This is a genomic window from Rhodococcus sp. NS-SX18, from assembly GCF_057367935.1.
The window spans coordinates 3937653-3961458 of record NZ_CM170633.1; the positions used below are offsets into that span (position 1 = coordinate 3937653).

23 protein-coding genes are annotated in these 23806 nt (G+C 71.9%); 4 read left to right on the forward strand and 19 right to left on the reverse strand.

Features of this window, described 5'->3' with window-relative positions; all coding sequences use genetic code 11:
- Nucleotides 1–72: 72 nt before the first annotated feature.
- The 7 genes from AC2IPW_RS18000 to hemL are packed head-to-tail and all read right to left on the reverse strand — an operon-like array spanning nt 73 to nt 7273.
- A complete protein-coding gene (locus tag AC2IPW_RS18000) occupies nt 73–1122 on the reverse strand; it encodes a MinD/ParA family ATP-binding protein (RefSeq protein WP_486377026.1) in 1050 nt (349 codons plus the stop codon).
- The gene (gene ccsB / locus AC2IPW_RS18005) at nt 1119–2099 is read right to left on the reverse strand and encodes a c-type cytochrome biogenesis protein CcsB (RefSeq protein WP_486375306.1); all 981 of its coding nucleotides are present in this window, start codon (nt 2097–2099) and stop codon (nt 1119–1121) included. Before ccsB ends, AC2IPW_RS18000 begins: the two co-directional genes overlap by 4 nt.
- Entirely contained in the window at nt 2096–3775 is a 1680-nt protein-coding gene (resB, locus tag AC2IPW_RS18010; RefSeq protein WP_003937575.1) for a cytochrome c biogenesis protein ResB, read from the reverse strand. The genes ccsB and resB overlap by 4 nt, the downstream gene beginning before the upstream one ends.
- Nucleotides 3772–4632 carry a cytochrome c biogenesis CcdA family protein gene (locus AC2IPW_RS18015; protein WP_052033990.1) on the reverse strand — a complete coding sequence of 287 codons (861 nt, stop codon included), beginning with the start codon at nt 4630–4632 and terminating at the stop codon, nt 3772–3774. Before AC2IPW_RS18015 ends, resB begins: the two co-directional genes overlap by 4 nt.
- Before the next feature lies 1 nt (nt 4633).
- Nucleotides 4634–5251: a TlpA disulfide reductase family protein gene (locus AC2IPW_RS18020; RefSeq protein WP_003937573.1), complete on the reverse strand. Its 618-nt coding sequence runs from the start codon at nt 5249–5251 to the stop codon at nt 4634–4636.
- The gene (locus AC2IPW_RS18025) at nt 5248–5898 is read right to left on the reverse strand and encodes a histidine phosphatase family protein (RefSeq protein WP_003937572.1); all 651 of its coding nucleotides are present in this window, start codon (nt 5896–5898) and stop codon (nt 5248–5250) included. The genes AC2IPW_RS18020 and AC2IPW_RS18025 overlap by 4 nt, the downstream gene beginning before the upstream one ends.
- Nucleotides 5899–5950: 52 nt before the next feature.
- Entirely contained in the window at nt 5951–7273 is a 1323-nt protein-coding gene (hemL, locus tag AC2IPW_RS18030; RefSeq protein WP_054375244.1) for a glutamate-1-semialdehyde 2,1-aminomutase, read from the reverse strand.
- 81 nt (nt 7274–7354) lie between these two features.
- Between hemL and AC2IPW_RS18035 the strand changes: the two genes are divergently transcribed.
- The 3 genes from AC2IPW_RS18035 to AC2IPW_RS18045 are packed head-to-tail and all read left to right on the forward strand — an operon-like array spanning nt 7355 to nt 10865.
- Nucleotides 7355–8569 (forward strand): helicase HerA domain-containing protein, encoded by a 1215-nt coding sequence (locus AC2IPW_RS18035; RefSeq protein ID WP_486375307.1) that lies wholly within the window; start codon nt 7355–7357, stop codon nt 8567–8569.
- A complete protein-coding gene (locus AC2IPW_RS18040) occupies nt 8529–8924 on the forward strand; it encodes an ATP-binding protein (RefSeq protein WP_486375308.1) in 396 nt (131 codons plus the stop codon). Before AC2IPW_RS18035 ends, AC2IPW_RS18040 begins: the two co-directional genes overlap by 41 nt.
- Before the next feature lie 9 nt (nt 8925–8933).
- Nucleotides 8934–10865, forward strand: coding sequence for an acyl-CoA dehydrogenase family protein (locus AC2IPW_RS18045; protein ID WP_486375309.1), 1932 nt, complete (start codon nt 8934–8936; stop codon nt 10863–10865).
- Nucleotides 10866–10887: 22 nt separating this feature from the next.
- Here AC2IPW_RS18045 and AC2IPW_RS18050 read toward each other — a convergent pair whose 3' ends face one another.
- The 3 genes from AC2IPW_RS18050 to AC2IPW_RS18060 all read right to left on the reverse strand — a co-directional run bounded on the left by AC2IPW_RS18050 (nt 10888) and on the right by AC2IPW_RS18060 (nt 14434).
- Entirely contained in the window at nt 10888–11760 is an 873-nt protein-coding gene (locus tag AC2IPW_RS18050; protein WP_486375310.1) for a cyclase family protein, read from the reverse strand.
- A 13-nt stretch (nt 11761–11773) separates the two neighbouring features.
- The gene (locus AC2IPW_RS18055) at nt 11774–12919 is read right to left on the reverse strand and encodes a PQQ-dependent sugar dehydrogenase (RefSeq protein WP_486375311.1); all 1146 of its coding nucleotides are present in this window, start codon (nt 12917–12919) and stop codon (nt 11774–11776) included.
- A gap of 72 nt (nt 12920–12991) precedes the next feature.
- On the reverse strand, nt 12992–14434 hold the full coding sequence (locus AC2IPW_RS18060; protein ID WP_486375312.1) for an MFS transporter: 1443 nt from the start codon (nt 14432–14434) through the stop codon (nt 12992–12994).
- A gap of 58 nt (nt 14435–14492) precedes the next feature.
- Here AC2IPW_RS18060 and soxR point away from each other — a divergent pair, with 58 nt between their 5' ends.
- A complete protein-coding gene (gene soxR, locus AC2IPW_RS18065; protein ID WP_003937565.1) occupies nt 14493–14948 on the forward strand; it encodes a redox-sensitive transcriptional activator SoxR in 456 nt (151 codons plus the stop codon).
- Here soxR and AC2IPW_RS18070 read toward each other — a convergent pair.
- The 9 genes from AC2IPW_RS18070 to AC2IPW_RS18110 all read right to left on the reverse strand — a co-directional run bounded on the left by AC2IPW_RS18070 (nt 14945) and on the right by AC2IPW_RS18110 (nt 23717).
- Nucleotides 14945–16099, reverse strand: coding sequence for a PQQ-dependent sugar dehydrogenase (locus AC2IPW_RS18070; protein WP_289377857.1), 1155 nt, complete (start codon nt 16097–16099; stop codon nt 14945–14947). The genes soxR and AC2IPW_RS18070 overlap by 4 nt on opposite strands.
- Nucleotides 16100–16120: 21 nt before the next feature.
- Complete coding sequence (locus tag AC2IPW_RS18075) at nt 16121–16405, reverse strand: metal-sensitive transcriptional regulator (protein ID WP_003937563.1); 285 nt, start codon at nt 16403–16405, stop codon at nt 16121–16123.
- Between the two features lie 25 nt (nt 16406–16430).
- Nucleotides 16431–16916 carry a hypothetical protein gene (locus AC2IPW_RS18080; RefSeq protein ID WP_486375313.1) on the reverse strand — a complete coding sequence of 162 codons (486 nt, stop codon included), beginning with the start codon at nt 16914–16916 and terminating at the stop codon, nt 16431–16433.
- A gap of 204 nt (nt 16917–17120) precedes the next feature.
- Complete coding sequence (locus AC2IPW_RS18085; protein ID WP_486375314.1) at nt 17121–17684, reverse strand: hypothetical protein; 564 nt, start codon at nt 17682–17684, stop codon at nt 17121–17123.
- On the reverse strand, nt 17681–18658 hold the full coding sequence (gene hemB, locus AC2IPW_RS18090) for a porphobilinogen synthase (RefSeq protein WP_371383469.1): 978 nt from the start codon (nt 18656–18658) through the stop codon (nt 17681–17683). The genes AC2IPW_RS18085 and hemB overlap by 4 nt, the downstream gene beginning before the upstream one ends.
- A 72-nt stretch (nt 18659–18730) precedes the next feature.
- Nucleotides 18731–20296 (reverse strand): bifunctional uroporphyrinogen-III C-methyltransferase/uroporphyrinogen-III synthase, encoded by a 1566-nt coding sequence (locus AC2IPW_RS18095; protein ID WP_003937559.1) that lies wholly within the window; start codon nt 20294–20296, stop codon nt 18731–18733.
- Nucleotides 20297–20359: 63 nt separating this feature from the next.
- A complete protein-coding gene (gene hemC, locus AC2IPW_RS18100; RefSeq protein WP_289377853.1) occupies nt 20360–21373 on the reverse strand; it encodes a hydroxymethylbilane synthase in 1014 nt (337 codons plus the stop codon).
- A complete protein-coding gene (locus tag AC2IPW_RS18105; RefSeq protein WP_003937557.1) occupies nt 21370–22824 on the reverse strand; it encodes a glutamyl-tRNA reductase in 1455 nt (484 codons plus the stop codon). Before AC2IPW_RS18105 ends, hemC begins: the two co-directional genes overlap by 4 nt.
- A complete protein-coding gene (locus AC2IPW_RS18110; RefSeq protein ID WP_486375315.1) occupies nt 22821–23717 on the reverse strand; it encodes a redox-sensing transcriptional repressor Rex in 897 nt (298 codons plus the stop codon). The genes AC2IPW_RS18105 and AC2IPW_RS18110 overlap by 4 nt, the downstream gene beginning before the upstream one ends.
- Nucleotides 23718–23806 lie beyond the last annotated feature (89 nt).

The window sequence follows — 23806 nt, forward strand, 5'->3', positions numbered from 1 at the left end:
CTCGCCTGCGGTTCTCTCCCGTCGCTGCGCTCGCCTGCGGTTTCTCTCACGTCACTGCGCTCGCCCGGGGGGTCATCTCCCGTCGGCGGGCCGGCTCAGGTCACCTCGGCGCGGAAAGTCGGCGGCGACTCCCGCCGCCAGTTCCAGCAGCGCCCGCCGGGTGCGTGGCTGCAGCCGGGCCAGGTCGACCTCCGCGCCCTCCTCGAGGTGCGGATCGAACGGTAGTACGTGGACGCCGCGGCAGCGCCGGGCGAAGTGCTCGACCAGCCGGTCCACGTCCACCTTGCCGGACCGGGGCCGCACGGCGTTGACCACCGCCACCGAGCGGGCCACCAGGTCCCGGTAGCCGTGCGCGTCGAGCCAGTCCAGCGTCGCCGAGGCACTGCGCGCCCCGTCCACCGATCCGGAACTGACCACCACCAGCGTGTCCGCGTTCTCGAGGATCGCCCGCATCGCCGAGTGCATCAGTCCCGTGCCGCAGTCGGTGAGCACGATGGTGTGGAACCGTTCGAGGACGGCCAGCGTCCGCTCGTAGTCCCGCGCACTGAACGCTTCCGAGACGGCCGGATCGCTGTCCGAGGCCAGCACCTCGAGCCGGTGCCGATTCTGTGACGTATGGGCCCGGACATCGCTGTAGCGACGGATGCGCGCCTCGTCGCGCAGCAGGGTACGCACGGTTCCCGAGGCCCGGTCGGCGACCTTCTGGCTGAGCGTCCCCCGGTCGGGATTGGCGTCCACCGCGACCACCCGGTCGCCCCGCAGGGACGCGAATGTGGATCCGAGCGTGACCGTGACGGTGGTCTTTCCCACCCCGCCCTTCAGGCTCAGCAGCGCGATCCGGTAGCAGCCCCGGAGCGGTCCGCGCACCTGCTCTGTCAACTCACGCCGCTGCCGGTCCCGTCGGCCGTCGCCGGGATCGATGCGCCCGCCGGTGCCGCGGTACACGGCCCGGCGCCACCCCCGCGCGGGCGCCGACTGCACCCGGTTCACGAGCAGCGACGCGTCCAGATCCCGCGCCGACGGTTGTGCTGTCCCCGCCCGCTCGCTCTCCTGCGGCACCACGCTGTCGTCCCCCGTCCCCGGTCCCCCACGGCCCGGCCGACGCGGACGATAACAGATCAGTTCAGGCCGGCGTACGAATGCAGACCGGAGACGACCATGTTGATGATGAAGAGGTTGAACAGCATGGCGACGAACCCGGCGACGTTGATCCAGGCCGCGCGGGTGTTGCGCCAGCCCGACGTCGCGCGGGCGTGCAGGTACGCCGCGTACATCACCCAGGTGATGAAGGAGACGGTCTCCTTGGGATCCCAGCCCCAGAACCGGCCCCACGCGGCCTCGGCCCAGATCGCGCCGAGGATGATGCCGGCACCGAACAGCGGGAACCCGATGATGGTGGTGCGGTAGGCGAGACGGTCCAGGGTCTGCGCGTCGGGCAGGCGTTCGGCGATCCGGCCGAACACGCCGCGGCCTTCCTCGCCCTTCGGGAACCGGATGCGCAGCAGGAACAGCAGGCTGGCGACGCCGGAGACCAGGAAGATGCCGCTGCCGACGCTGATGATGGTCACGTGGATGGGCAGCCAGAACGACTGCAGGGCGGGCACGACGGGGGCGGCGTCGGCGTACAGCACGGTCGCCGCGAGGAACATCAGGATCAGCACCGGCACGAGCAGGTAGACCCACATGATCCGGTAGGCCGGCTTGCGCAGCACCACCAGTCCGAACAGCACCGCTGCGGCGCATGCCATGGCCACGAACTCGTACATGTTGCCGAGCGGGAAGCGCTCGGTGGACAGCCCGCGCAGCACGATCGACGTCACCTGCAGGGCAGCCACCACGACGACGAGCGCACGCCCCATGTTGCCGAGACGCTCGGACAGCGTCCGGCCCTGCACCTCCGCCACCCGGCCCGGTCCGGCCGGCTCCGACGGCGGTTCGGCAGCGCCCACGGCGACGAGCTTGCGCTCGCGCTCGGCGACGAGGTCGGCCCGGTGCGACGCGTACTCGGCGACCAGCAGCACGAGCGCAAGCACCAGCACCGCGAACGCCGATTCGAACGCCCAGTCGCTGTACTGCGCGAGGGTTTCGTTGAGGGTCATGCCTTCTTCTCCTGTGCTGCCTTCGCACGTGCGGTCGTGTCGTCGCCGAGCAGTCGGCCGGTCAGACGCTCGAACTCGTCACCCCATCCGGCCTGATCGGTCCGGGCGAGACCACCGAGTTCTACTACGGTACGTCGTTCCCCGTCGGCCACTGTACCGGCCGGGTAGACCCGCACCCAGATCCGGCGGCGCTTGATCACCAGCGACACCAGCAGCCCCGCCATCATCGTGACGGCCGACAGCAGCACCCACGTCTGCGCCGGGTCGTGGGAGACCTGCAGGTTCACGAAGTCGGTCGCGCCGTCGAACCGGATCTGCGTCCCGTCGGCGAGCGTCACGCTCTCCCCCGCATACAGGTTCACACGGTCCTGCTTGACGAGCCGGCCCTGGTTGATCAGCTCGCCGTTCAGGGAGAACAGCGACTGCGGAGTGCCGGTGTCGAGACCCGTGTCGCCCTTGTAGATGTCGATCGCGACGGCGGGATCGGTCAGCGCCGGGTAGCCGGAGGACAACAGGTTGCCGTGGAACACCGCCGTGGGGGCGAACAGTCCCTCGATCGCGATCTGGTTGCGCCGCCGCTCGTCGGCATCCGGGTACATCCCGCCCGGCGGATCGAAGCGCATCGCGCCACTGCTGAGGAAGGTGGTCGCGTCGTCCGGTCGCCACTGCAGCTTCTCGGTGCGGGTCTCGCCGTCGGGCCATGTCACCGTGAAGGACGGCGCGAAGCCGTGGCCCTGCAGGTAGACGCGGTCGCTGCCGACCCGCAGCGGATGGTTCACCTTCAGCTGGGCCTCGCGCCAGGTGTTCGTCGCCAGGTCGGCCCCCGCCTGGTAGTCGATGTTCGAGGTGAACATCTCGGCCTGGCCGTTGTCGAGATAGTCCGCGGAGAAGTCCTTCACGCGGATGCACATCGGAGTCAGGCCCGTGCCGTCGAGGGTGTTGCCCGCGCGGAAGGAGTCGAACGCCGCCGGCGAGCTGGTGCAGAACTCCTCGCCGTCGGCGACCAGGATGCGCTGGCCCTCGTAGCCGAACAGCTTGCCCACCGCGACGGCGGCGAGCAGCCCCACCAGCGCGAGGTGGAACAGCAGGTTGCCGGCCTCGCGCAGGTATCCCTTCTCCGCCGAGAGGGTGAGTTCCCCGTCGCGCGCGCCGCGGCGGGCGCCCGGCTCGTCGCCGCGCTCGGCGATGCGCCAGCCCCGCAGCTGACCCCGTACCCGGGCGAGCACCTCCTCCGGGGTGCCGTCGACCGTGGCCTCGAGGTGGTGCGGCAGTCGCGACAGGTTGCGCGGCGCCGGCACGGGCCGGGTGCGCAGCGCCCGGTAGTACTCGGTGCAGCGCGGCAGGATGCAGCCGATCAGGGAGACGAACAGCAGCACGTAGATCGCGGTGAACCAGAAGCTGCCGAACACGTCGAACAGCTCCAGCCGGTCCATCAGCGGCCCGAGGGTCGGGCGCGCGGCGATGTACTCGTCGACCTTGCCGGCGTTGAGGCTGCGCTGCGGCAGCAGCGCGCCGGGGATCGCGGCCAGCGCGAGCAGGAACAGCAGCACCAGCGCGGTGCGCATCGACGTCAGGCCGCGCCAGGTGTTGCGGACGAACGCCGCGGCGCGGCCGGCCGGGCCCTGCCGCGGCGGGGTCGGTGACGGTGGGGCGGTGGGTGTGTCGGTGGCCGTCATATCGGGAGCGTGACCTCGGAGATGAAGGCGTCCCGGATCCAGGAGACGAACACGTCCCAGGCGCCGGTGACGAGGGCGATTCCGACGGCCACGAGCATGAAGCCGCCGACGAGCTGGACGGTGCGGGCGTGGGCGCGCAACCAGCCCACCCCGCGCAGGGCCCGGGCGGAGCCCAGCGCGAGAACGACGAAGGGCAGCCCGAGACCGAGGCAGTACGCCACGATGAGCGCGACGCCCCGGGCGGCGGTGGTGCCCTCGGTGCCGGCGGCCAGGGAGATCACCCCGGCGAGGGTGGGGCCGAGGCACGGCGTCCATCCCAGGGCGAAGACGCCGCCGAGCAGCGGCGCGCCGGCCAGCCCGGAGATTCGCCGGGGTTCGGGGCGGGTGTCGCGCTGCAGGGCCGGGATCAGGCCGACGAACACCAGCCCCATCACGATGGTGACCACCCCGCCGATCCGCATCAGCAGCTCGCGGTTGACGGAGAGCGCGGAGATCGCCCCGAACACCGACGCGGTGGCGAGGACGAACACCACCGTGAATCCGGCGACGAACAGCGCGGCGGCCCCGGCGACGCGTAGCCGGCCGTCGTCGCGGACGGTGGTGGTGCGTCCCCGCGCCTCGGCGGCGGTGACCGCCGGGGCCTCGGCGCCCACGACCCCGGCCAGATAGGACAGGTAGCCGGGCACGAGCGGCACCACGCAGGGCGAGGCGAAGGACACGAGCCCGGCCAGCAGGCACGCTCCGAGGGCCAGCAGCAGCGGGCCGGACGAGGCGACCGACTGGAAGGTGTCCCCGATGCCCGCGGCGAGGACGGCCTCGCTCACGAGCGGACTACTGCTCACGACTGCACCACCCATGTCACTGCTCGGCGGGGGTTTCCGCGGCGATCCGCTCGACGACCGGCTGCAGATCGCTCGCGAGCAGTTCGGTGAGGAAGACCGCCGCGACGCGATGGTCACGATCGAGGACGACCGTGGTGGGGACGACCGACGTCGGGTAGTTCGCCCCGAGCGCCAGCAGCGAGCGCATCGACGGGTCGTAGATCGACGGGTAACCGACCCGGTTGTCGACGACGAAGTCCTGGGCCTTGTCGCGCTGGTTGTCGCGGACGTTGATGCCGAGGAACTGCACGCCCTGGTCCTCGGTGGCCTCGTAGACCTGTTCGAGGTCGTCGGCCTCACTACGGCACGGGGCACACCACTGGCCCCACACGTTGAGCACCACCACCTGGCCGGCGTAGTCGTCGAGCGAGATCGTCTCACCCTCGTTCATCAGGTCCTCGCCCGTGAGCGTCCCGAGGGTGCCGCGTTCGGCGGGCGGGTCGTAGAAGATCCGGGTCTGACCGCCCGGCGAGACGAAGTCGAAGGTGCCGCCGGTGGCGACGGCGTCGTCGCCGGTCGCGCACGAGGTGAGGACGACACTGCAGGCCAGCGCCGTCGCCGCCAGCGCCGCCCGTCGCGTGGCCCGGCGTCTCATGCGCCGTGGACGGTCGGGTCCGAGGCCCCGGCCGGTTCGGAGTAGACGATGTCGACGAGGGTGTCGCCCTGGTACACCAGCGAGGTCAGCGACGCCAGGCTGCACTGGCGGTGCTGCGGGTTGTGCCACAGCCGTTCCCCTTCGAGGAAGCGGCGCAGGGTCCACACCGGAAGCTGGTGGCTCACGCACACGGCTTCGCGTCCCACGGCTGCGACACGAGCGGCGTTGACCGCGGCCAGCATGCGGTGCGCGATCTGCAGGTAGGGCTCACCCCACGACGGGGTGAAGGGGTCGCGCAGCTTCCACCAGTGCCGCGGGCGGCGCAGCGCCCCGTCGCCGACGGCCACTCGCAGGCCCTCGAACTGGTTGCCCGCCTCGACGAGGTTCTCGTCCGTCGCCACGGGCAGGCCGTGCTTGTCCGCGATGGGCTGGGCGGTCTGCTGGGCCCGCTCGAGCGGGGAGGCGACGATGTGCGCGATGTCGTGGTCGGCGAGGGCCGAGGCCACCGACCGGGCCTGCGCCTCCCCGGTCACGGACAGCCGGAAACCGGGCAGCCGGCCGTAGAGGATGCCACTGGGGTTGTGCACCTCGCCGTGCCGGAGCACGTGCACGATGGTGCGGGTCTCGGACGGGGCAGGTTCGGTCACGTGGGAGTTCCTCGGGTGTGCGGCGGGTGTGGACGGCCTGGAAGAGGCGCGCTCAGGCGGTGGCGGCTGCCGCGGCCTTCGCGGCGTGCGGCAGTGCGTCGGCGATGCGGGAGAACGCGTCGTCGTCGAGCGCGGACGAGACGAACCACGTCTCGAACGCGCTCGGCGGGGCGTAGACGCCGTGGTCGAGCAGGGCATGGAAGAACGCGGGGAACCGCCACGTCTGCGCGGCCTTGGCCTGCGCGTAGTCGGTGACCGGCTCCTCGGTGAAGAACACGCTGAGCATGGTGCCGGCGAACTGGACCCGGTGGGCCACGCCCTCCGCCGTCAGTGCCTCACCGATCATCCGTCCGAGGGTGGTGGCGTTGCGGTCGAGCGCGGCGTAGGCGTCGCTGTCGGCGGCGCGCAGGCTGGCGAGGCCGGCCGCGACGGCGACCGGATTGCCCGACAGGGTGCCGGCCTGGTACACGGGCCCGGCCGGCGCGAGATGAGCCATCACGTCGGCGCGGCCACCGAATGCGGCCGCGGGCAGTCCGCCGCTCATCACCTTGCCGAACGTCATGAGGTCACCGGCGACGCCGTCGATGCCGTACCACCCGGCCGGTCCCGCCCGGAACCCGGTCATCACCTCGTCCATGATCAGCAGCGCGCCGTGCTCGCGGGTCAGCTCGCGCAGACCGGCGTTGAAGCCGGGCACCGGCGGGACGGTGCCCATGTTGCCGGCAGCGGCTTCGGTGATCACCGCCGCGATCTTCCCCGGTTCGGCCGCGAACGCCGCGCGCACCGCCTCGAGGTCGTTGTACGGCAGGACGATCGTGTCCTCGGCCTGAGCGCCCGTCACCCCCGGCGACGTCGGCAGCCCGAAGGTGGCGACGCCGGATCCGGCGTCGGCGAGCAGGGCGTCGACGTGACCGTGATAACAGCCCGCGAACTTGACGATCTTGGTCCGGCCGGTGAATCCGCGCGCCAGCCGCACCGCGCTCATCGTCGCCTCGGTACCGGAATTGACGAGCCGGACCTGCTCGACGGGCTCGACGCGGGCCACGATCTCCTCCGCGAGTTCCACCTCGCCGGCGGTCGGCGCGCCGAACGACAGTCCCGTCGTGGCGGCACTGCGCACCGCGTCGACGACGGCCGGGTGCGCATGGCCGAGGATCATCGGTCCCCACGAACACACCAGGTCGACATACGAATTGCCGTCCACGTCGGTCAGCGTGCAGCCCGATGCGGAGGCGACGAAGCGCGGGGTGCCGCCGACCGATCCGAATGCGCGGACCGGAGAGTTCACACCCCCGGGAATCACCTTCGACGCCCGGTCGAACAGTGCGGTGGATACGGAGTCGCGGGCGCGAGATGCATCGGGGGTCGCAGTCACGACCTCCAGTGTCCCAGTTTCGCGGGATTTGCCAAAAGGCGCGGCCCCTGCAACGGCGGTCGTTGCGGTAGGAATGTGACCATGGTCTCGTTCGACGACGTCCGTACCGCCCTCGCCGACCGGTTCCGGGTCGTCACCGCCGCGTTGTCCGCCGACGGACGTGAGGTACTTCTCACCGGACCGGTGGACGTCGGCCTGGAGGTCGGCGGATTCGCGGTCGTCGAACTCGACGACGAGCGCCGTCTCGCCGTGCAGGTCCGCAGCGCGCGCATCGTCGAGCGCGAGGGCGCAGACGTCGACGTCGACGTGGACCAACCGGGTCTGCCGGTGCGCTCCGTGCGCGGCCGCGCCATGGTGCGGACGCTGGCGGGGTCCGCGAGTGTGCTCGGCGTGTTCGGCGACGGCCGGTTCGCCGCCACGCCGGAAGTCGCACCGTTCCCCGAGCGGCATGTGCGGCCGGCCACCGCGGCCGAGACCGCGACGCTCGCGGCCGCCCTGACCGGCACCCTCGACGTCGGCACCCTGCTGCACACCCCGGCCGTGGCCGCGCGGCTGCACCCGGCGGGCTTCGCCCGGCACACCTTCATGTGCGGCCAGTCCGGCTCCGGCAAGACGTACACCACCGGGGCGGTCCTCGAGCGGCTGCTCGCCGCGACGACCCTGCCGATCGTGGTGCTCGATCCCAACTCCGACCACGTGCACCTCGGCCGGCTGCGGGATCCGGAGGACGAGTCCCCCGTCGCGCAGCGGCATCGCCGGGCCGCCGCCGGCGTGCGGGTGGTACGGGCCCGCGGCACCGGCGCCGACCACCTGCTGTGCCTGGATCTGAGCGACCTCCCCCTCGTCGCGCAGGCCCTGCTGCTGCGTCTGGACCCGGTGCACGACCTCGACGAGTACTCGGCGCTGCGCCGCGTCACCGCCGCCCTCGACGCCCCCTACTCCGTCGCGGACGTGCGGTCCGCGGCGGCCGCGGACCCTGAGACGGGGCGTCTGGCGACCCGCATCGACAATCTGGGGATCGCGTCGTGGGATCTGTGGCGGCGGGGGGGAGGAACGCTCGGCCGCCGAACTCGACGTGAGCGCGGGCCGGTGCTTCGTGATCGATCTCGGCAGCCTGAACACCCCCGGGGAGCGGGCCGCGGTGTCGCTCGGGCTGCTGGGCCGGGTGTGGATGCTGCGACGGCGCCGCCTGCCCATGCTCCTCGTGGTGGACGAGGCCCACAACATCCTGCCGTCGGTCACGGCGGATCCGTTGTTGTCGAGCACCGCGGACCTGGGGGTGCTCATCGCCGGTGAGGGACGCAAGTTCGGGCTGCACCTGTTCGTGGCGACGCAGCGTCCGGGGAAGGTGCATCCGAACGTCGTCTCCCAGTGCGACAACCTGCTCCTGATGCGCATGAACGGCAGCACCGACATCGAGGAGCTGTCCCACCTGTTCTCCCACGTCCCCCCGGCGATGCTGCGCCGCGCCACGACCTTCGGGCTCGGTCAGGCCCTGTTCGCCGGGCCGATCGCCCCGACTCCGCTGCTCGCGCGCGTGGGTACCCGGGTCAGTCCGGAAGGGGGCGCGGACGTCCCGACGGACTGGGCGCATGCCGCAGCCGATACCGACGTTCTCACATACCCACACGAAGGGCCCGAATCGTCCTAGTGTCGTTTCATGACGACCGCAGCTGAGCACATCCGCATCACCCTGGACGGCGCGTGGCGGCAGGCGCGCGAGCGGGCACGCACGGACCTGGACCGGCCCGAGTTCGCCCCGCACTACACCCCGGACCTGGACGAGGCCCGGGCGATCACGCTGAAGCAGATGCGGATGCTCGCGGAATCCGGCTACGCCCGGGCGGGCTTCGCGAAGGCGGTGGGCGGCGGCGGCGACGCCGGCGGCGCGGTGGCGTCGATCGAGATGCTCGCCATGTCGGACCTGTCCCTGATGGTCAAGGCCGGGGTGCAGTGGGGCCTGTTCGGCGGCGCGATCGAGAATCTCGGCACGGCCCGCCACCACGACCGCTACATCAACCCCCTCATCGACCTCGACCTGCTCGGCTGCTTCGCGATGACCGAGACCGGCCACGGCTCCGACGTCCAGTCGCTCGAGACGACGGCCTCGTACGACCCGGGCACCGAGGAGTTCGTCATCCACTCCCCGACGCCGTCCTCGCGCAAGGACTACATCGGCGGGGCGGCGCAGCACGCGACGGTCGCCGCGGTGTTCGCACAGCTGATCACCGGGGGCAAGTCCCAGGGCGTGCACTGCTTCGTCGTGCCGATCCGCGACGAGAACGGCGACGACCTGCCCGGCGTCACCACCTCCGACTGCGGCCACAAGGGCGGCCTGCCGGGCGTGGACAACGGCCGGATCATGTTCGACCACGTGCGGATTCCGCGGGAGAACCTGCTCAACCGGTACGCCGACGTCGAGGCCGACGGCACCTACGTCTCGGCGATCGAGAATCCGAACCGCCGCTTCTTCACCATGGTGGGCACGCTCGTGCGGGGCCGGGTCACCGTCGGCGGCTCGGCGGGTGCCGCGGCCCGCGTCGCGCTGTCCGTCGCCACGCGATATGCGCTGCAGCGCCGCCAGTTCAGCGCTCCCGGTGACGAGAAGGAAGTGCTGCTGATGGACTATCTGGTTCATCAGCGTCGCCTGCTGCCGCTCATCGCCAGGTCGTACGCGCTGACCTTCGCGCAGAACGAGCTGATCTCCACCATGGACCGGATCCAGACCACGCCCGTCGAGGAGGTGGATCCGCAGGAGCAGCGTGAGCTCGAGGGTCGCGCGGCCGGGCTGAAGGTCGCCAACACCGCCCATGCGACGCGCGCCATCCAGGAGTGCCGTGAGGCCTGCGGCGGCGCCGGGTACATGGCCGAGAACCGGCTCACCGCGCTGAAGGCGGACACGGACGTGTTCACCACGTTCGAGGGCGACAACCACGTGCTGACCCAGCTCGTCGCCAAGGAACTGCTCACCGCCTACGCGGACGAGGTCCGTGGCATGAGCCCGGTGGAATGGATGAAGTTCGCCGCCGTCACGGTGTCGGACATCGTCAAGAAGCGCACCGCCGCGCAGCAGATCATCCAGACGCTCGTCGACACCCGGAAGGACAACGAGGAGGACGGCAGCCTCTTCGACCGGGGCACGCAGATGACGATGTTCGAGGACCGGGAACAGTACCTGCTCTCGACGGCGGCGCGGCGACTGCAGGCCGCGTCGAACCGCGAGGAGAACCTGTTCGACGCCTTCAACTTCGTGCAGGACCACGTGCTGCACGCGGCGCGTGCCCACATCGACCGGGTCGTGCTCGAGGCGTTCGTCGCCGGGATCGAGTCGTGTCCCGACGCGGAGGCCCGCGAGCTGCTGTCGGACCTGTGCGACCTCTACGCGCTCAGCGTCATCGACGAGGACAAGGCCTGGTACATGGAGCACCGGCAGCTGTCGGTGGAACGGGCGAAGGCGGTGCTGCGCGGCATCAACGAGCGCTGCCGGACCCTGCGTCCCCACGTGCCGGCCCTCGTCGAGGGCCTCGGCGTGCCGGAGCATCTGCTCGGGTCGGCGATGCTCGACGCCACGGACGCCGGTCGCCTCGGCTGACCTGCCGGGCCGAGTGCCGGATTCAGACCAGCGCCAGTACCCGGCACGGCCCACCGGTGCCGCCGGCGTGCTTGGGCGCGCCGACGACGACGGTCGCGCCGCGCGGCGGCACGGTGGCGAGGTTCGCCATCGCCTCGATGCCGTAGCGGCCCGCGCCGAGCAGCTCCACGTGGGCGCCGACGTCGCCCGCCCGGTCGAGGCTCAGGGTGTCGACGCCGAGTCCCACGACGTTCCGTTCGTGCACGAGCATGCGCACCGCATCGCGGTCGAAGCCCGGTGCGTGCGGGATGCGGAGTGCGTCGGCGTTGACGAAGCGGGCGGGGTCGGCGAGGCGGGCCTCCCACCCCGAGTGCATCACGACGAGGGCGCCCGGCGGGATCGGGCCGTGTTGCCGTTCCCATGCCGCCACGTCGTCGACGGTGACCACCGCGTCGTCGTCCTGCGCGGCCTTGCCGGCGATGTCGACGACGGCGAGCGGGGCCACGAAGTCGCGCACCGGCAGCGCCTCGACGGTGGCGCCGCCGCGCACGATGTGGGCCGGGGCGTCGAGGTGGGTGCCGGTGTGCTCCCACAGCGACATCGCGTTGACGGCGAATCGCCCGGTGTCGAACGTGGCCACGGGACGCAGCGCGAACTGTTCGTTGCCGGGCCATACCGGGAACTGCGGGGTCAGCGTGTGGGTCAGGTCGATCACCGTGTCGGCCCGCACGGCGGCGGTGTCCCCGCCGGCTCGTGCCGGCGCCGCGGCGGCGGTCGCCGCGCCCAGACCCGCGGCGCTCACGCCGAGACCCGCGGCGCTCGCGCCGAGGGCCGCGAGGAAGGACCGGCGGCCGAATCGCGCCCGGCCGTCCTCGATTTCGCGGTACGCCCGGTCCAGCACGGCCGGTGAGCACATTCGTCTCGCCCTCTCAGTCGGCGGCGGGTTCCACCAGCAGGACCCGGTCGTCGCGGCCGTTGTCCGTCGTGACGAGCAGCGCGCCGTCGGGCCGTGCGGTCACCGACCGCAGCCTGCCGAACTGCCCTTCGAGCGCGGTCGCGGTCTCGTCCACCGACCGCCCGTCGGCGGTCAGTTCGAGGAACAGGAGTTTCTCCTGCTGCTGGCTCGTGATCACCAGCGCGCCGTCCCAGCCCTGCCAGCCGGCACCGGTGACGAAGGTGCCGCCGGGAGTCGCGAGGGTGGGGGCACCGGAACTCCACACGGCCCCGATCGCTCCCGGAACGCGGGCCGGATCGGTCATGGGCACCGACTCGTCGTAGACGAACGGGAAGCGGTCGGGGCGGTAGCCGTAGTTGCCGCCGGGCTGCAGGAGATTCACCTCGTCGTCGCGGACGGTGCCCTGTTCGACGGCATAGAGCTCGCCCGTACCGGGACGCAGCGCCAGTCCCTGCACGTTGCGGTGGCCGAGAGTGAACACGGGACTGTCCGGGTCGGGGTTTCCCGCCGCCGGGGTGCCGTCCGGATAGATGTGGAGCACCTTGCCGCCCAGGCTGTTCCGGTCCTGAGGCACCTGGGGGTGGGCGGTGTCGCCCGTCCCGACGAACAGCGACCCGTCGGGATGGGCGAACAGCCGGCACCCGCCGTGACGGCCGCCCTGCCCGACCGGAATGCCGGCGAGCACGGTGGCGCCACGGGTCAGTTCCGTCCATCCGGGATCGACCGTCCAGGACTGCACCCGGATGTCGGTGCCGTCGGGACCGCGGTGGCCCTGACAGCTGTAGAGGGTCCGGCTCGTCCCGAAATCCGCCGCCAGCGCCAGACCCATCAGGCCGGTCTCGCCCTCGGCGTACAGGTCGGACAGGTCGGCGCGCACCTCCCGGACGGCACCGTTCGGATCCCGGACCACGAAGCGGCCCCGGCGTTCTCCGGTGAGGATCGTGCCGTCCGGTGCAGCGACGACGTCCCACGGCTTGTTCAGGCCCTCGATCAGCGGCGTCACGGTCGACGCCGGCAGCGCGCCTGCCGTGGGCGGCGCGGCGTGGGCGCCGGGCGCCCCGGCCGCGAGCAGACCGACTGCGATCGCCGCCGCGCAGCTCCCCGAGATTCGCACGCGCATCTCCTTTTCGCCGGATCCCGGCGATGCTACGGACACGGGCCGCGCCGGACGGTGACGACACGCGCGGCGGCGTCAGATTCGTTCGGGTTCCGCTGCGGAAGCGTCCGCGGGTGCCGACCGGAGCCGCTCGCCGCGCGCCGGAACCGCCCGGCGAGCGGCGAGCATGCCGAACACCGCCACGGCGGCGAACCCGAACAGCAGCAGCCGCGCCGAACGCACGCCGGACGGTTGTCCCGCGTTGACCAGGACTCCGGCCAGTGCTGCGCCGAACGCGTTCGCGATCAACTGGACGGTGTTGATCGCAGCGGACGCCTTGCCGCTTTCGCGCGGGTCGGGGACGGCGTTCATCGCGGCGACCGCAAGGTGCGGCCACGCGATGCCGATGCCCGCGCCCGCGACGACCAGTCCCGTGACCCACGCCGCGACTGCAGCCGGTCCGGCCTCGTCACGCACGGCGGCCGCCATGAGCGCGAGGCCGAGGCCGACGAGCACCGGAGCACTCACCACGATGCGGTGCACGGCCCGGGGCGCGGACGCCGAGGCGCTCGGCATCTCACCGAGCGTCCACCCCACCGCGAGGGTGGCACCGAGGAAGCCGGCCGCCAGCGGCGCGAGGCCGGCGAGGCGCTGCCCGAACAACGGAACGAACGTCTCGGCGGTCGAGACGACCGCCAGCCCTGCGATCGTCAGGTACACCCAGCGCAGCCTGGCGGTGGTGAATGTCGCCGCCGGCAGGATGCCGTGGGGGCTGCGACGGTCGACGGCGACGAACGCGACCACGGCAGCGGACGCGACCGCGAGCAGGGCGATCGTGGACGCACCGCCGGTCACGACGGCGGCCACGCTGACCGCCAGGGTCGCGGCGGTGAGGAGGGCCAGCGAACCGAGCGGAATCCTGCCGGCAGCGCGCGATCCGCGGGCGTGCGCCGGCAGGGTGAAGGGCACCGCGGTTGCGACCGCGAGCGTGCAGACCAGCAACGCGCCGAACGCCCATCGCCAGGCGTGGAACTGGGCGAACACGCCGCCGACGGCGGGTCCCGCGAAGGTCCCCACACCCCACATCGCCGACACGAGCGCCGCGCCGCGGCTCCAGAGGCGTTCGGGCAGAGCACTGTTCAGGACTGCGTAGCCGAGTCCGGCGAGCAGGCCGCCGCCGAGTCCTTGGACCGCCCGGCCCGCCAGCAGCGTCTCCATGGACGGGGCGAGCGCGCACACGAGGGTGCCGGCCGCGAAAGCCCCCAGCCCCAGGAGGTAGGCGCCCCGGGGTCCGCGTACGGCGAGGATCCGGGCCACGGTCGTCGAGGAGACCACCGACGCGAGGAGGAACACCGTCGCCGTCCACGCGTAGTAGGCGTGACCGCCGATCTCCTCGACTGCGGTCGGCAGCAGGCTCGCGGTGAGGTACACGTTGGTGGCATAGAGGGCAACTCCACCAGCGAGAGCCGCTGCCGTACCGAGGTATTCGCGCCCGAGAAGTTCCGACCAGGTGCCGGGACGAGTCGTGGATCCTTGCATGACGGTGACTGTAGAGTCTCAAGTGCACTCGAGATCAAGAGCGGGGAACGGAGTCGTGATGAGCCGCACGAGCGAAGAACTGCTGGCAATCGGTGAGGTCTCCCGGCGCACGGGAGCTGCCGTGTCTGCGATTCGCTACTACGAGTCGCTGGGACTCGTGACGGCACACCGCACCGCAGGCGGCACACGCCGCTTCCCCCGGCACACGATCCGGCGAATCTCGATCATCCAGTTGGCGACCCGCTTCGGCATTCCGCTGGTCGAGGTGGCCGAGGTGTTCTCGGCGTTGCCGGCCGAACGGCCCCCGACCCGGCGGGACTGGATGCGCATCTCGCGGGCATGGCACGAGCGACTCGAGGAACGCAAGCAGGCGATCGACCGGATGCAGCGCGAGCTGGCGGGGTGCATCGGCTGCGGCTGCCTGTCGCTGCAGGCCTGCACACTGTTCAATCCGGGCGATCGGCTGGGCGAGGACGGCGCGGGCGCGCGGCGCGTCGACCCGGGGGCGCGTTAGACGGGGGCGACCTGCAGCACCCTGTCGTCGGAGCCGTTGTCGGTGGTGACGAGGAGCGAACCGTCGGGCAGTGGGGTGAGCGACCGCAGGCGCCCGTACTCCCCCTCGAGCAGTTCGGCCGATTCGGTCACGCTGCGGCCGTCGTCGGACAGGCGCAGCAGCAGCAGCTTCTCGCCCTGCTGGCTGCTGACGACGAGTGCACCGGACCACGGGCCCCACTGCGGTCCGGCCGCGAACGCCAGCCCGGGGGTGGCGATGGTGGGCGATCCGGAACTCCACACCGCCGGGATCGCTCCGGGGACGCGCTCGGGATCGGTCATCGGCACCGACTCGTCGTACGTGCCGGGTTCCCGGTCGGGGCGCCAGCCGTAGTTGCCGCCCGGCACGAGCAGGTTGACCTCGTCGTCGCGGCTGCTGCCCTGTTCGACCGAGTAGAGCCGGCCGGTGCCGGGCTGCAGCGCCAGCCCCTGCACGTTGCGGTGGCCGAGGGTGAACACGACGCTGCCCGGGTCCGGGTTGCCGGGGGCCGGCGTCCCGTCGGGGTTCAGGTGCAGCACCTTGCCGCCGAGGCTGCCGGGATCCTGCGGCGCCGTCGGGCGGGTGGCGTCGCCCGTGCCGATGTACAGGGTGCCGTCGGGGTGCACGAGGATGCGGCAGCCGGCGTGGCGGCCGCCGCGGGCGACCGGCAGCCCCTCGACGACGGTGCGCTGCCGCGTCATAGTGGTCCAGCCGGGATCGACGGTCCAGGCGTAGACGCGGACGTCGTCGGGGTCGCGGTGCCCTTGGCACGTGTACACGGTGCGGCTGTCCTCGAAATCGAGGGCGAGCGCGACGCCCATGAGCCCGGTCTCCCCCACCGCGTACAGGTCCGACAGGTCGGCGCGCAGCTCCTCGACGCGCCCGTCGGGCCGGCGGACGACGAACCGGCCCGAGCGTTCACCGGTCAGCAACGTCCCGTCGGGGGCCTGCACCACGTCCCACGGATGGTCGAGACCGTCGACGACGGTGGTGACGGTGACCCGCGGCGGGGTTCCCGCGTCGGGGACCGGGGCGGGCGCGCCCGAGCGCACGGTCCGCGCGGGCTCCTCGGACGTACATGCGGTCAGGACGCAGGCCAGCGCCGCAGCGCACAGTGCGTGGGCGATCCGCATGCCGGTCGGGCTCCTCGGTGGTCAGGGTTTGAGGACGAGGCGCGCTATGGCGTCCGAGGCCTCCTGGATCTTCGCGTCGGCCTCCGGTCCGCCCTGCCGCGCGGCGTCGACGACGCAGCCGGCCAGGTGCGCGTCGAGCAGCTTGAGCGAGACCGTCTGCAGGGCCTTGGTGACGGCGGAGACCTGGGTCAGGACGTCGATGCAGTAGCGGTCGTCCTCGATCATCCGGGCGATGCCCGCGACCTGCCCCTCGATGCGGCGCAGGCGCTTGAGCAGGTCCTCCTGGTGGGGGGTGTATCCGGCCATACTCGTATCGTACCCCTAGGGGGTATTAGGGCAAGGGGGGATCGGTGCGCTCGGCCAGCAAGGCTTCGAGTTCGGACCGCAGCCGCTCGTCGTCCCTGGCCCACGCCCGCACCAGAGCGCCACCCCGCAACCGCAGGCCGACGGCCGTCCGGCCCCGCGGCACGTTCGACAGCTCGCCCAGCGGCCGCGCGGTCTCCCAGCGCTCGGGATCCAGGGCCCGGGGATCGGCCGCGGGCAGCACCGCCTCGATCTCCTCGACCGGCAGTTCCTCGGTCCCGAGGCGCAGCGTCTTCGCGGTCAGCTCCACGCTCACGTGCCGTCGGGCCGCGACGACCATCACGTACGCGAAGCCGCTGAGCACCAGAGCGATCACCGGCAGCGCGACCCAGTGCACCACCGGCCCGGTCGCCAGTTCCACGACGAGCGCGACGACGCACAGCACCGGCCCGAATGCCACGGTGCGCCAACGGCCACCGGGTTCGTGGAAGCGGGGCTCGGTCGGCTCGTTCACGTCGCAGTCAGGCGCTGAGCATGCCCGGAACGACGACCAGCACCAGCGTCACCACGCCCAGGACGGCGATGAGGCCGATCAGGACCAGCTCGCGACGACGACCGTACGGCCGGGGCTCCACCTGCATGAAAGTCCTCTTCGCTCGTCGGAAACGACCGCGCGGGCCGTGGGTCGTCAGACACCGTACTCCGTGCGCCCGTCGGGTCAGCTCGGGGGCAACCGGAAGAAGTACAGATTCGACTCGCGGCGGTGCATGAGCACGATCGCCCCGACGGAACACACCCCCTGCAGGATGCTCACCAGACCGATCACGAGGCCGGCACCGCCGCCCAGCGCACCCACGCCGAACACCGTCGGGATCGCCGTGACGGTCAGGAAGACACCGATCATCGTGAGCAGCATGCGCGCCCAGTTCCGGCCGCGGCGCATCGCGAAGGCCACGAGCAGGAACAGGCCGGTGAACACCAGACCCAGGACGGCGGTGATGCCGAATCCCAACGGCAGCAACGACTCCACCGTCTCCCGCGGCATGTCCACCGGGGGTGTCTGCCGGGCCAGTTCCGCCGTCATCTGATCGACGAACTCGTCCCTGCGCTCCCACATCAGCAGCACACTCGCGCCGAGGTACACCAACCCCAGGACCGCGACCGCGCACCACAACTGGAACGCGGTCTCGACGTCCACGGGCGTGGGGCGCCGCTGCGCCGGTGCCGGCCCGGGCGGAGTGTCCGGCGGCCCGGGCCACTGCGACGGTTCGGGCGTGCTCACGAGAGCCGGCCCGCGACCTCGGCCGCCCAGTACGTGAGCACGATGTCGGCACCGGCGCGACGGATGCTCGTCAGCGACTCCAGGATCGCCGCGTCCCGGTCGATCCAGCCGTTCTGCGCGGCGGCGGTGATCATCGCGTACTCGCCCGAGATCTGATACGCCGCGACGGGCACGTCCGAACGGTCGGCGACCTCGCGCAGCACGTCGAGATACGCCATCGCGGGCTTGACCATCACCACGTCGGCGCCTTCGGCGAGGTCGAGATCGACCTCGCGCAGCGCCTCCCGGCGATTCGCCGGATCCTGCTGGTAGGTGCGCCGATCGCCCTCGAGCGAGGACCCCACCGCGTCCCGGAACGGTCCGTAGAACGCGGAGGCGTACTTCGCGGAATACGCGATCTGCCCCACGTCCTGATGCCCCGCGGCGTCGAGCGCCGCGCGGATGGATGCGACCTGACCGTCCATCATCCCGCTCGGACCGAGCAGGTGCGCGCCGGCCTCGGCCTGGGCGACGGCCATCTCCGCGTACCGCTCGAGGGTGGCGTCGTTGTCCACCTCACCCGAGGCGCCCAGGACGCCGCAGTGACCGTGGTCGGTGAACTCGTCGAGGCACGTGTCGGCCATCAGGACCGTCGCATCGCCGAGTTCGGCGCGCAGGTCCCGCAGCGCACGGTTGAGCACGCCGTCCGGGTCGGTGCCGCCCGATCCGCGGGCGTCCTTGTCCTCGGCGCGCGGCACGCCGAAGAGCATCAGCCCACCCACGCCGGCTTCGACCGCCGCGGTCGCCGCGGCGGGCAGCGAATCGGGGGTGTGCTGGTACACGCCGGGCATCGACGGGATCTCCCGCGGCGCGTCGAGGCCGTCGGCGACGAACATCGGGAGCACCAGATGCCGCGGCTCGAGGGACGTTTCGGCCACCAGCCGGCGCATTGCCGGGGTGGTGCGCAGCCTGCGGGGACGGACATCGGGATACATCGGCGTACTCACCTTCCAGGCAAGCCGTGCGCGGTTCCGGTAGCGGTGGCTACCGGAACCGCGCACGGGGGGTCAGCGGCGGGCGCGGGACTTCTTGCGGGGCGGCGGAAGTGCGCCCTCGGCCCGCAGCCGGGCGGCGTGCTCGGCGAGCGCCTCCACCAGGGGACCGATCTGCGCGGTCTCCGGCTGCACGTCCACCCGCAGCCCGAACTCGATCGCGGTCTCCGCGGTCTTCGGCCCGATGCACGCGACGATGGTGCGCGCGTGCGGCTTACCCGCGATACCCACGAGGTTGCGGACCGTCGACGACGAGGTGAAGCACACCGCGTCGAACCCACCGGTCTTGATCATCTCGCGGGTCTCGGCCGGCGGCGGTGCCGCCCGCACCGTGCGGTAGGCGGTCACGTCGTCGATCTCCCAGCCTCGCTCGCGCAGACCCTCCGCGAGGGTTTCGGTGGCGATGTCGGCGCGCGGCAGCAGCACTCGGTTGACCGGATCGAAAACGTCGTCGTACGGCGCGAATTCGGCGAGCAGCCCCTCGCTGGACTGTTCACCGGAGGGCACCAGCTCGGGGGTGATCCCGAACGAGCGCACCTTGTCCGCCGTCGCCTGCCCGACACACGCGATCTTCACACCCGAGAAGGCGCGAGCGTCGAGTCCGAAGGCCTCGAACTTCTCCCACACCGCGCGCACCGCGTTCGTGGAGGTGAACACCACCCACTGGTAGCGGCCGTCCACGAGTCCCTTGACGGCCCGCTCCATCTGGGCCGGACTGCGGGGCGGCTCCACCGCGATGGTCGGCACCTCGATCGGGATCGCACCGTGCGTGACGAGCCGCTCGCTCATCTCCCCGGCCTGCTCCTTGGTGCGGGGCACCAGCACCGTCCAGCCGTACAGGGCGCGGGACTCCCACCACGAGAGCTTGCCGCGCTGCGCGACGATCTTGCCGACGGTGACGACGAGCGGGCCGACGAGCTCGGAACCGGCGTCGTTGAGCGTGGCGAGGGTGGCTTCGACGGTGCGCTGCTGCCGTGTCGTGCCACGGACGGTGATCGCCGCCGGGGTCTGCGGCGCGAGCCCGTGTTCGACGAGGGCGCTGGCAGTCTCCGCGAGATGGCCGGACGTGGCGTGCAGCACCAGCGGGCCGGGCGCGGCGGCGAGCGCCGCCCAGTCCACCTCGCCGCGCACGTCGACCTCGGTGTGACACGAGCCCAGCGCCATGCCGGCGTAGCTCGGCACGGCCGAGCCGGGCGTCAGGCCCGGCAGGACCTCGAACACCACGTGGGTGCGGGCGACGGCGTTGACCTCCGCGATCACCGAGTCGGTGGTCAGCGGGTCGCCGGCGACGAGGCGCACGACATCGTGGCCGTTCTTCGCCTCCGCGACGAGGGTCTTGGCGACCTCGGTGGGCTCACCCAGGGCGGGACGCACCTCGGCGAGGGGCTCCCCGGTCTCCGCGTCCCGGCCGGCGGTGGTGCCCACGAGCGCCACCACCCCCCGGTCGACGTCGGGGTCGGTGAAGGCGATCGTCGCACCCGCGAGCACGTCGCGGGCGCGCACGGTCAGCAGAGCCGGGTCGCCCGGCCCAGCTCCCACGAACAGGATCCGTCCGGGATTGTGCTTACGGACTCGGCTCATCGGTCATTCTCCAGTGCGGTCGAATCTGCGGTAAAGGGAAACCTGAGGTGCGGACGGAAGGCGTCAAACATCGGCCGTGCCCTGTTCCGGCGCGTCGTCCCCCCGGTCGGCCATCAGCTCGCGCGCACCGAGATCGAGCAACTCGCGAGCCACCGCCCGGCCCAGCTCCTCGGCGCGGCTGGTGGCACCGACGGCGCTGGCGCGCAGCACGTCCGAGCCGTCGAGCGCGGCGGCGCAGCCGCGCACGGACAGTTCCTCGATGACGCGGCCGTCGTCGTCGAGGGACTCGACGACCTCGGCAACGGCCCCGACGGGGGCGGTGCAGCCGGCCTCGAGCTCTGCGAGCAGCGCCCGTTCGGCGACGACCGCCGCGCGGCTGGCGCGGTCGTCGAGACCGGCGAGGATCTCGATCAGTGCGGTGTCCTCCGCGCGGCATTCGACCGCGAGGGCACCCTGGGAGGGCGCCGGCAGCATCTGCACCGGTTCGAGGGACTCGGTGATCCGGTCGAGGCGGCCGATACGCGAAAGTCCCGCGCGCGCAATGACGATGGCGTCCAGTTCGCCGGACGCAACCTTCCCGAGCCGGGTGTCGATGTTGCCGCGCAGCGGCCGGATGTCGAGGCCCAGGCCCATGGCGGCGAGCTGGGCACGCCGGCGCGGCGCGGAGGTGCCCACGCGCGAGCCCGGCGGCAGCTCGCCGAGGACCAGTCCGTCGCGGGCGACGAGCGCGTCGCGCGGATCCTCCCGCGGCGGCACGGCCGCGATCACCAGTCGCGGATCCTGCGCGGTCGGGAGGTCCTTGTACGAATGCACGGCCAGGTCGACGTCGCCGGCGAGCAGCGCCTCCCGCAGCTCGGCGGTGAAGACGCCGACACCGATCCGCTCGACCGGGCCCGCGGTGACGTCGCCCTTGGTGGTGATGACGACCAGCTCGGCGGGATGGCCGGCGGCGATCAGCGCATCCCGGACGGTGCCCGCCTGCGTCGTCGCCAGCAGGCTGCCGCGCGTTCCGATCCGCAGCGTGCGGCTGCCGGTTCCGGTTTCGATCCGGGTATCCGATGCGACCTCGGCGCTCATGCCTGCCTTTCCTCTCGAGAAGCTCCCAGCGCCCCGGGCGACTGCTTCCGGGGCGACCGCAGTTCCGTGGTGACGGCCGGATCCAGCGCGGCCGACAGGTCGGTCGCGCCGGTCACGTCGGGGAGCGCGCCGAGTTCCTTCGCCACCGGGGTGGCGACGGCCTCGGCAGCACCCGGACGCAATTCGAACAGCTCGCGCAGCGCCTCGGCGTACTGGTCGCCGCCCGGAGTGGACGCCAGCTGCTTGACGCGCACCGTCGGTGCGTGCAGCAGCTTGTCGACGACGCGGCGCACCGTGCGGGCCACCTCGCCGCGCTGGCCGTCGTCGAGTCCCGGCAGCCGGGACTCGAGCCGCAGCAGCTCGCCCTCGACGACCTCGGCGGCGCGCTGACGCAGCGCGGTGACGGTGGGGGTGACCTCCGCCAGACGCTGGGAAGCGAGGTAGTCGGCCAGCTCGGCGGCCACGATCGAGCGAGCCGCGTCGGTGTCGGAGGCGGCGGCACCGGCCGCGGGATCGCGTTGCAGCGACTCCATGTCGAAGACGGTGACGCCGGGCAGACCCGAGACGGCCGGCTCCACGTCGCGCGGCAGGCCGAGATCGCAGATCACCAGCGGTCGGGTGCTCCGCTCGGGCTGCGCGAGGGCCCGGTGCGCGTCGGCGAGGGTGACGACCGTACCGACCGCACCCGTGCAGGTGACGGCCACGTCGGCCTGCGACAACGCGGCCGCGAGCCGGTCGAACGACAGCACATCTGCCTCGATGCCGTTGCCGCGGGCGGTCTCGGCGAGCCGCTCGGCGCGCTCACGGGTCCGGTTGACCACCACGATGCGCGCGATCCCGGCACGGGTGAGGTGCGCGACGGCGAGTCCGCCCATCGCGCCCGCACCGATCACGGCGGCGGTGCGGCCGGCCAGACCGTCGAGCACTGTCGCGGCCTTGTCCAGTGCCACCGACACCACGGACGCACCCGCCGCGTCGATGCCGGTCTCGCTGTGCACTCGCTTGCCCACGCGCAGCGCCTGCTGAGCCAGCTCGTGCAGGGCCCGGCCGGCAGCCTGCTGGGCGTCGGCGCTCGCGTAGGCGGTACGGATCTGGCCGAGGATCTGCTGCTCACCGACCACCATCGAGTCGAGGCCGCTGGCCACGGCGAACAGGTGCTCGGCGGCCGCCTCGCTGTAGCGCACGTACGCGTGCTTGTGCAGATCCACGAGGGTCAGGCCCGAGTGCTCGGCCATGAGCTCGCTCACGTCGGCCAGCGCGCCGTGGAACGCGTCGACCACCGCGTAGATCTCCACCCGGTTGCAGGTGGAGACGATCATCGCCTCCGAGATGTGGCCGGAGGCCATCATCTTGTCGGTGAGCTTGGGTCGGTCGGTGTCGGTGACGGCCACCTTTTCGAGCACCGAGACGGGCGCGGTCCTGTGCGAGACCCCGACGAGGAGAACACTCACGGCGCAATCACCGATCCGTTTCTTGTCGCTGCCGAGGCCACGGGGCTCGGCTTTCCTGATGCGGTGAACCCGGTTGCGCTCGCCTTCTGGGCGGTGAGCCGGGACGCGCCGGTCGCTGCCCGGCGCCCTTCGCTCGACGCGACCTGGCAGATATCGGGCAGGCCGGCACGACTGCCGTCCACCGGCGCGTCGTTGCGGGCACTGTGGAACGAGAGGACCTGCATTTCCACGGACAGATCGACTCGCCGGACCTCGACGTGGCCGGGCACCTCGAGCGGTGTCGCGGCGAAGCTCAGCACGGACCGGACGCCGGAACGCACCAGCCGGTCGCATACGCCCTGAGCAGCGTCGTCCGGGGTCGCGATGACACCGATCGTGGCAGCGAGTTCGCGGGCGGCCGCTTCGAGCCCGTCGACGTGCCGGATGGTCAGGTTCCCCACCCGGGTGCCCACCCGCGCCGGGTCGGCATCGAACAGTCCGGCCATCGTGAAGCCGCGGCGGTCGAACCCTGAGTACCCGGCCAGCGCGCGGCCGAGATTGCCGACGCCGACGAGGACCACGCGGTGCCCTCGGTCGAGGCCGAGTGCGTTCTCGATGCGGGCTTGCAGGCGCAGCACGTCGTACCCGACGCCACGCACCCCGTTGGGTCCGAGGAAGGACAGATCCTTGCGGAGTTTCGCGGAACCGACCCCGGATGCGGTGGCGAGTTCCTCGCTCGAGACGATGAGCGTGCCTTCGTCGGCGAGCATTCCGAGGACCCGCAGGTACGTCGCGAGACGCGTCACAGTAGCCTGGGGGATGTCCCGCACGGGGACACCGGGAGACGCACCCCCGTCGACTTCGGCGACGCCGCCGCGGGCGGCATCGCCCTGCGGGGGGTGCAGCTCTGTCACGTTCGTGGCTCCTCGTCCGGCCGACGGGTACACGTCGGTCCTCACGGTGATCCGGGGGATTCGTTCACACCACGGTAACCGCTTGTGAA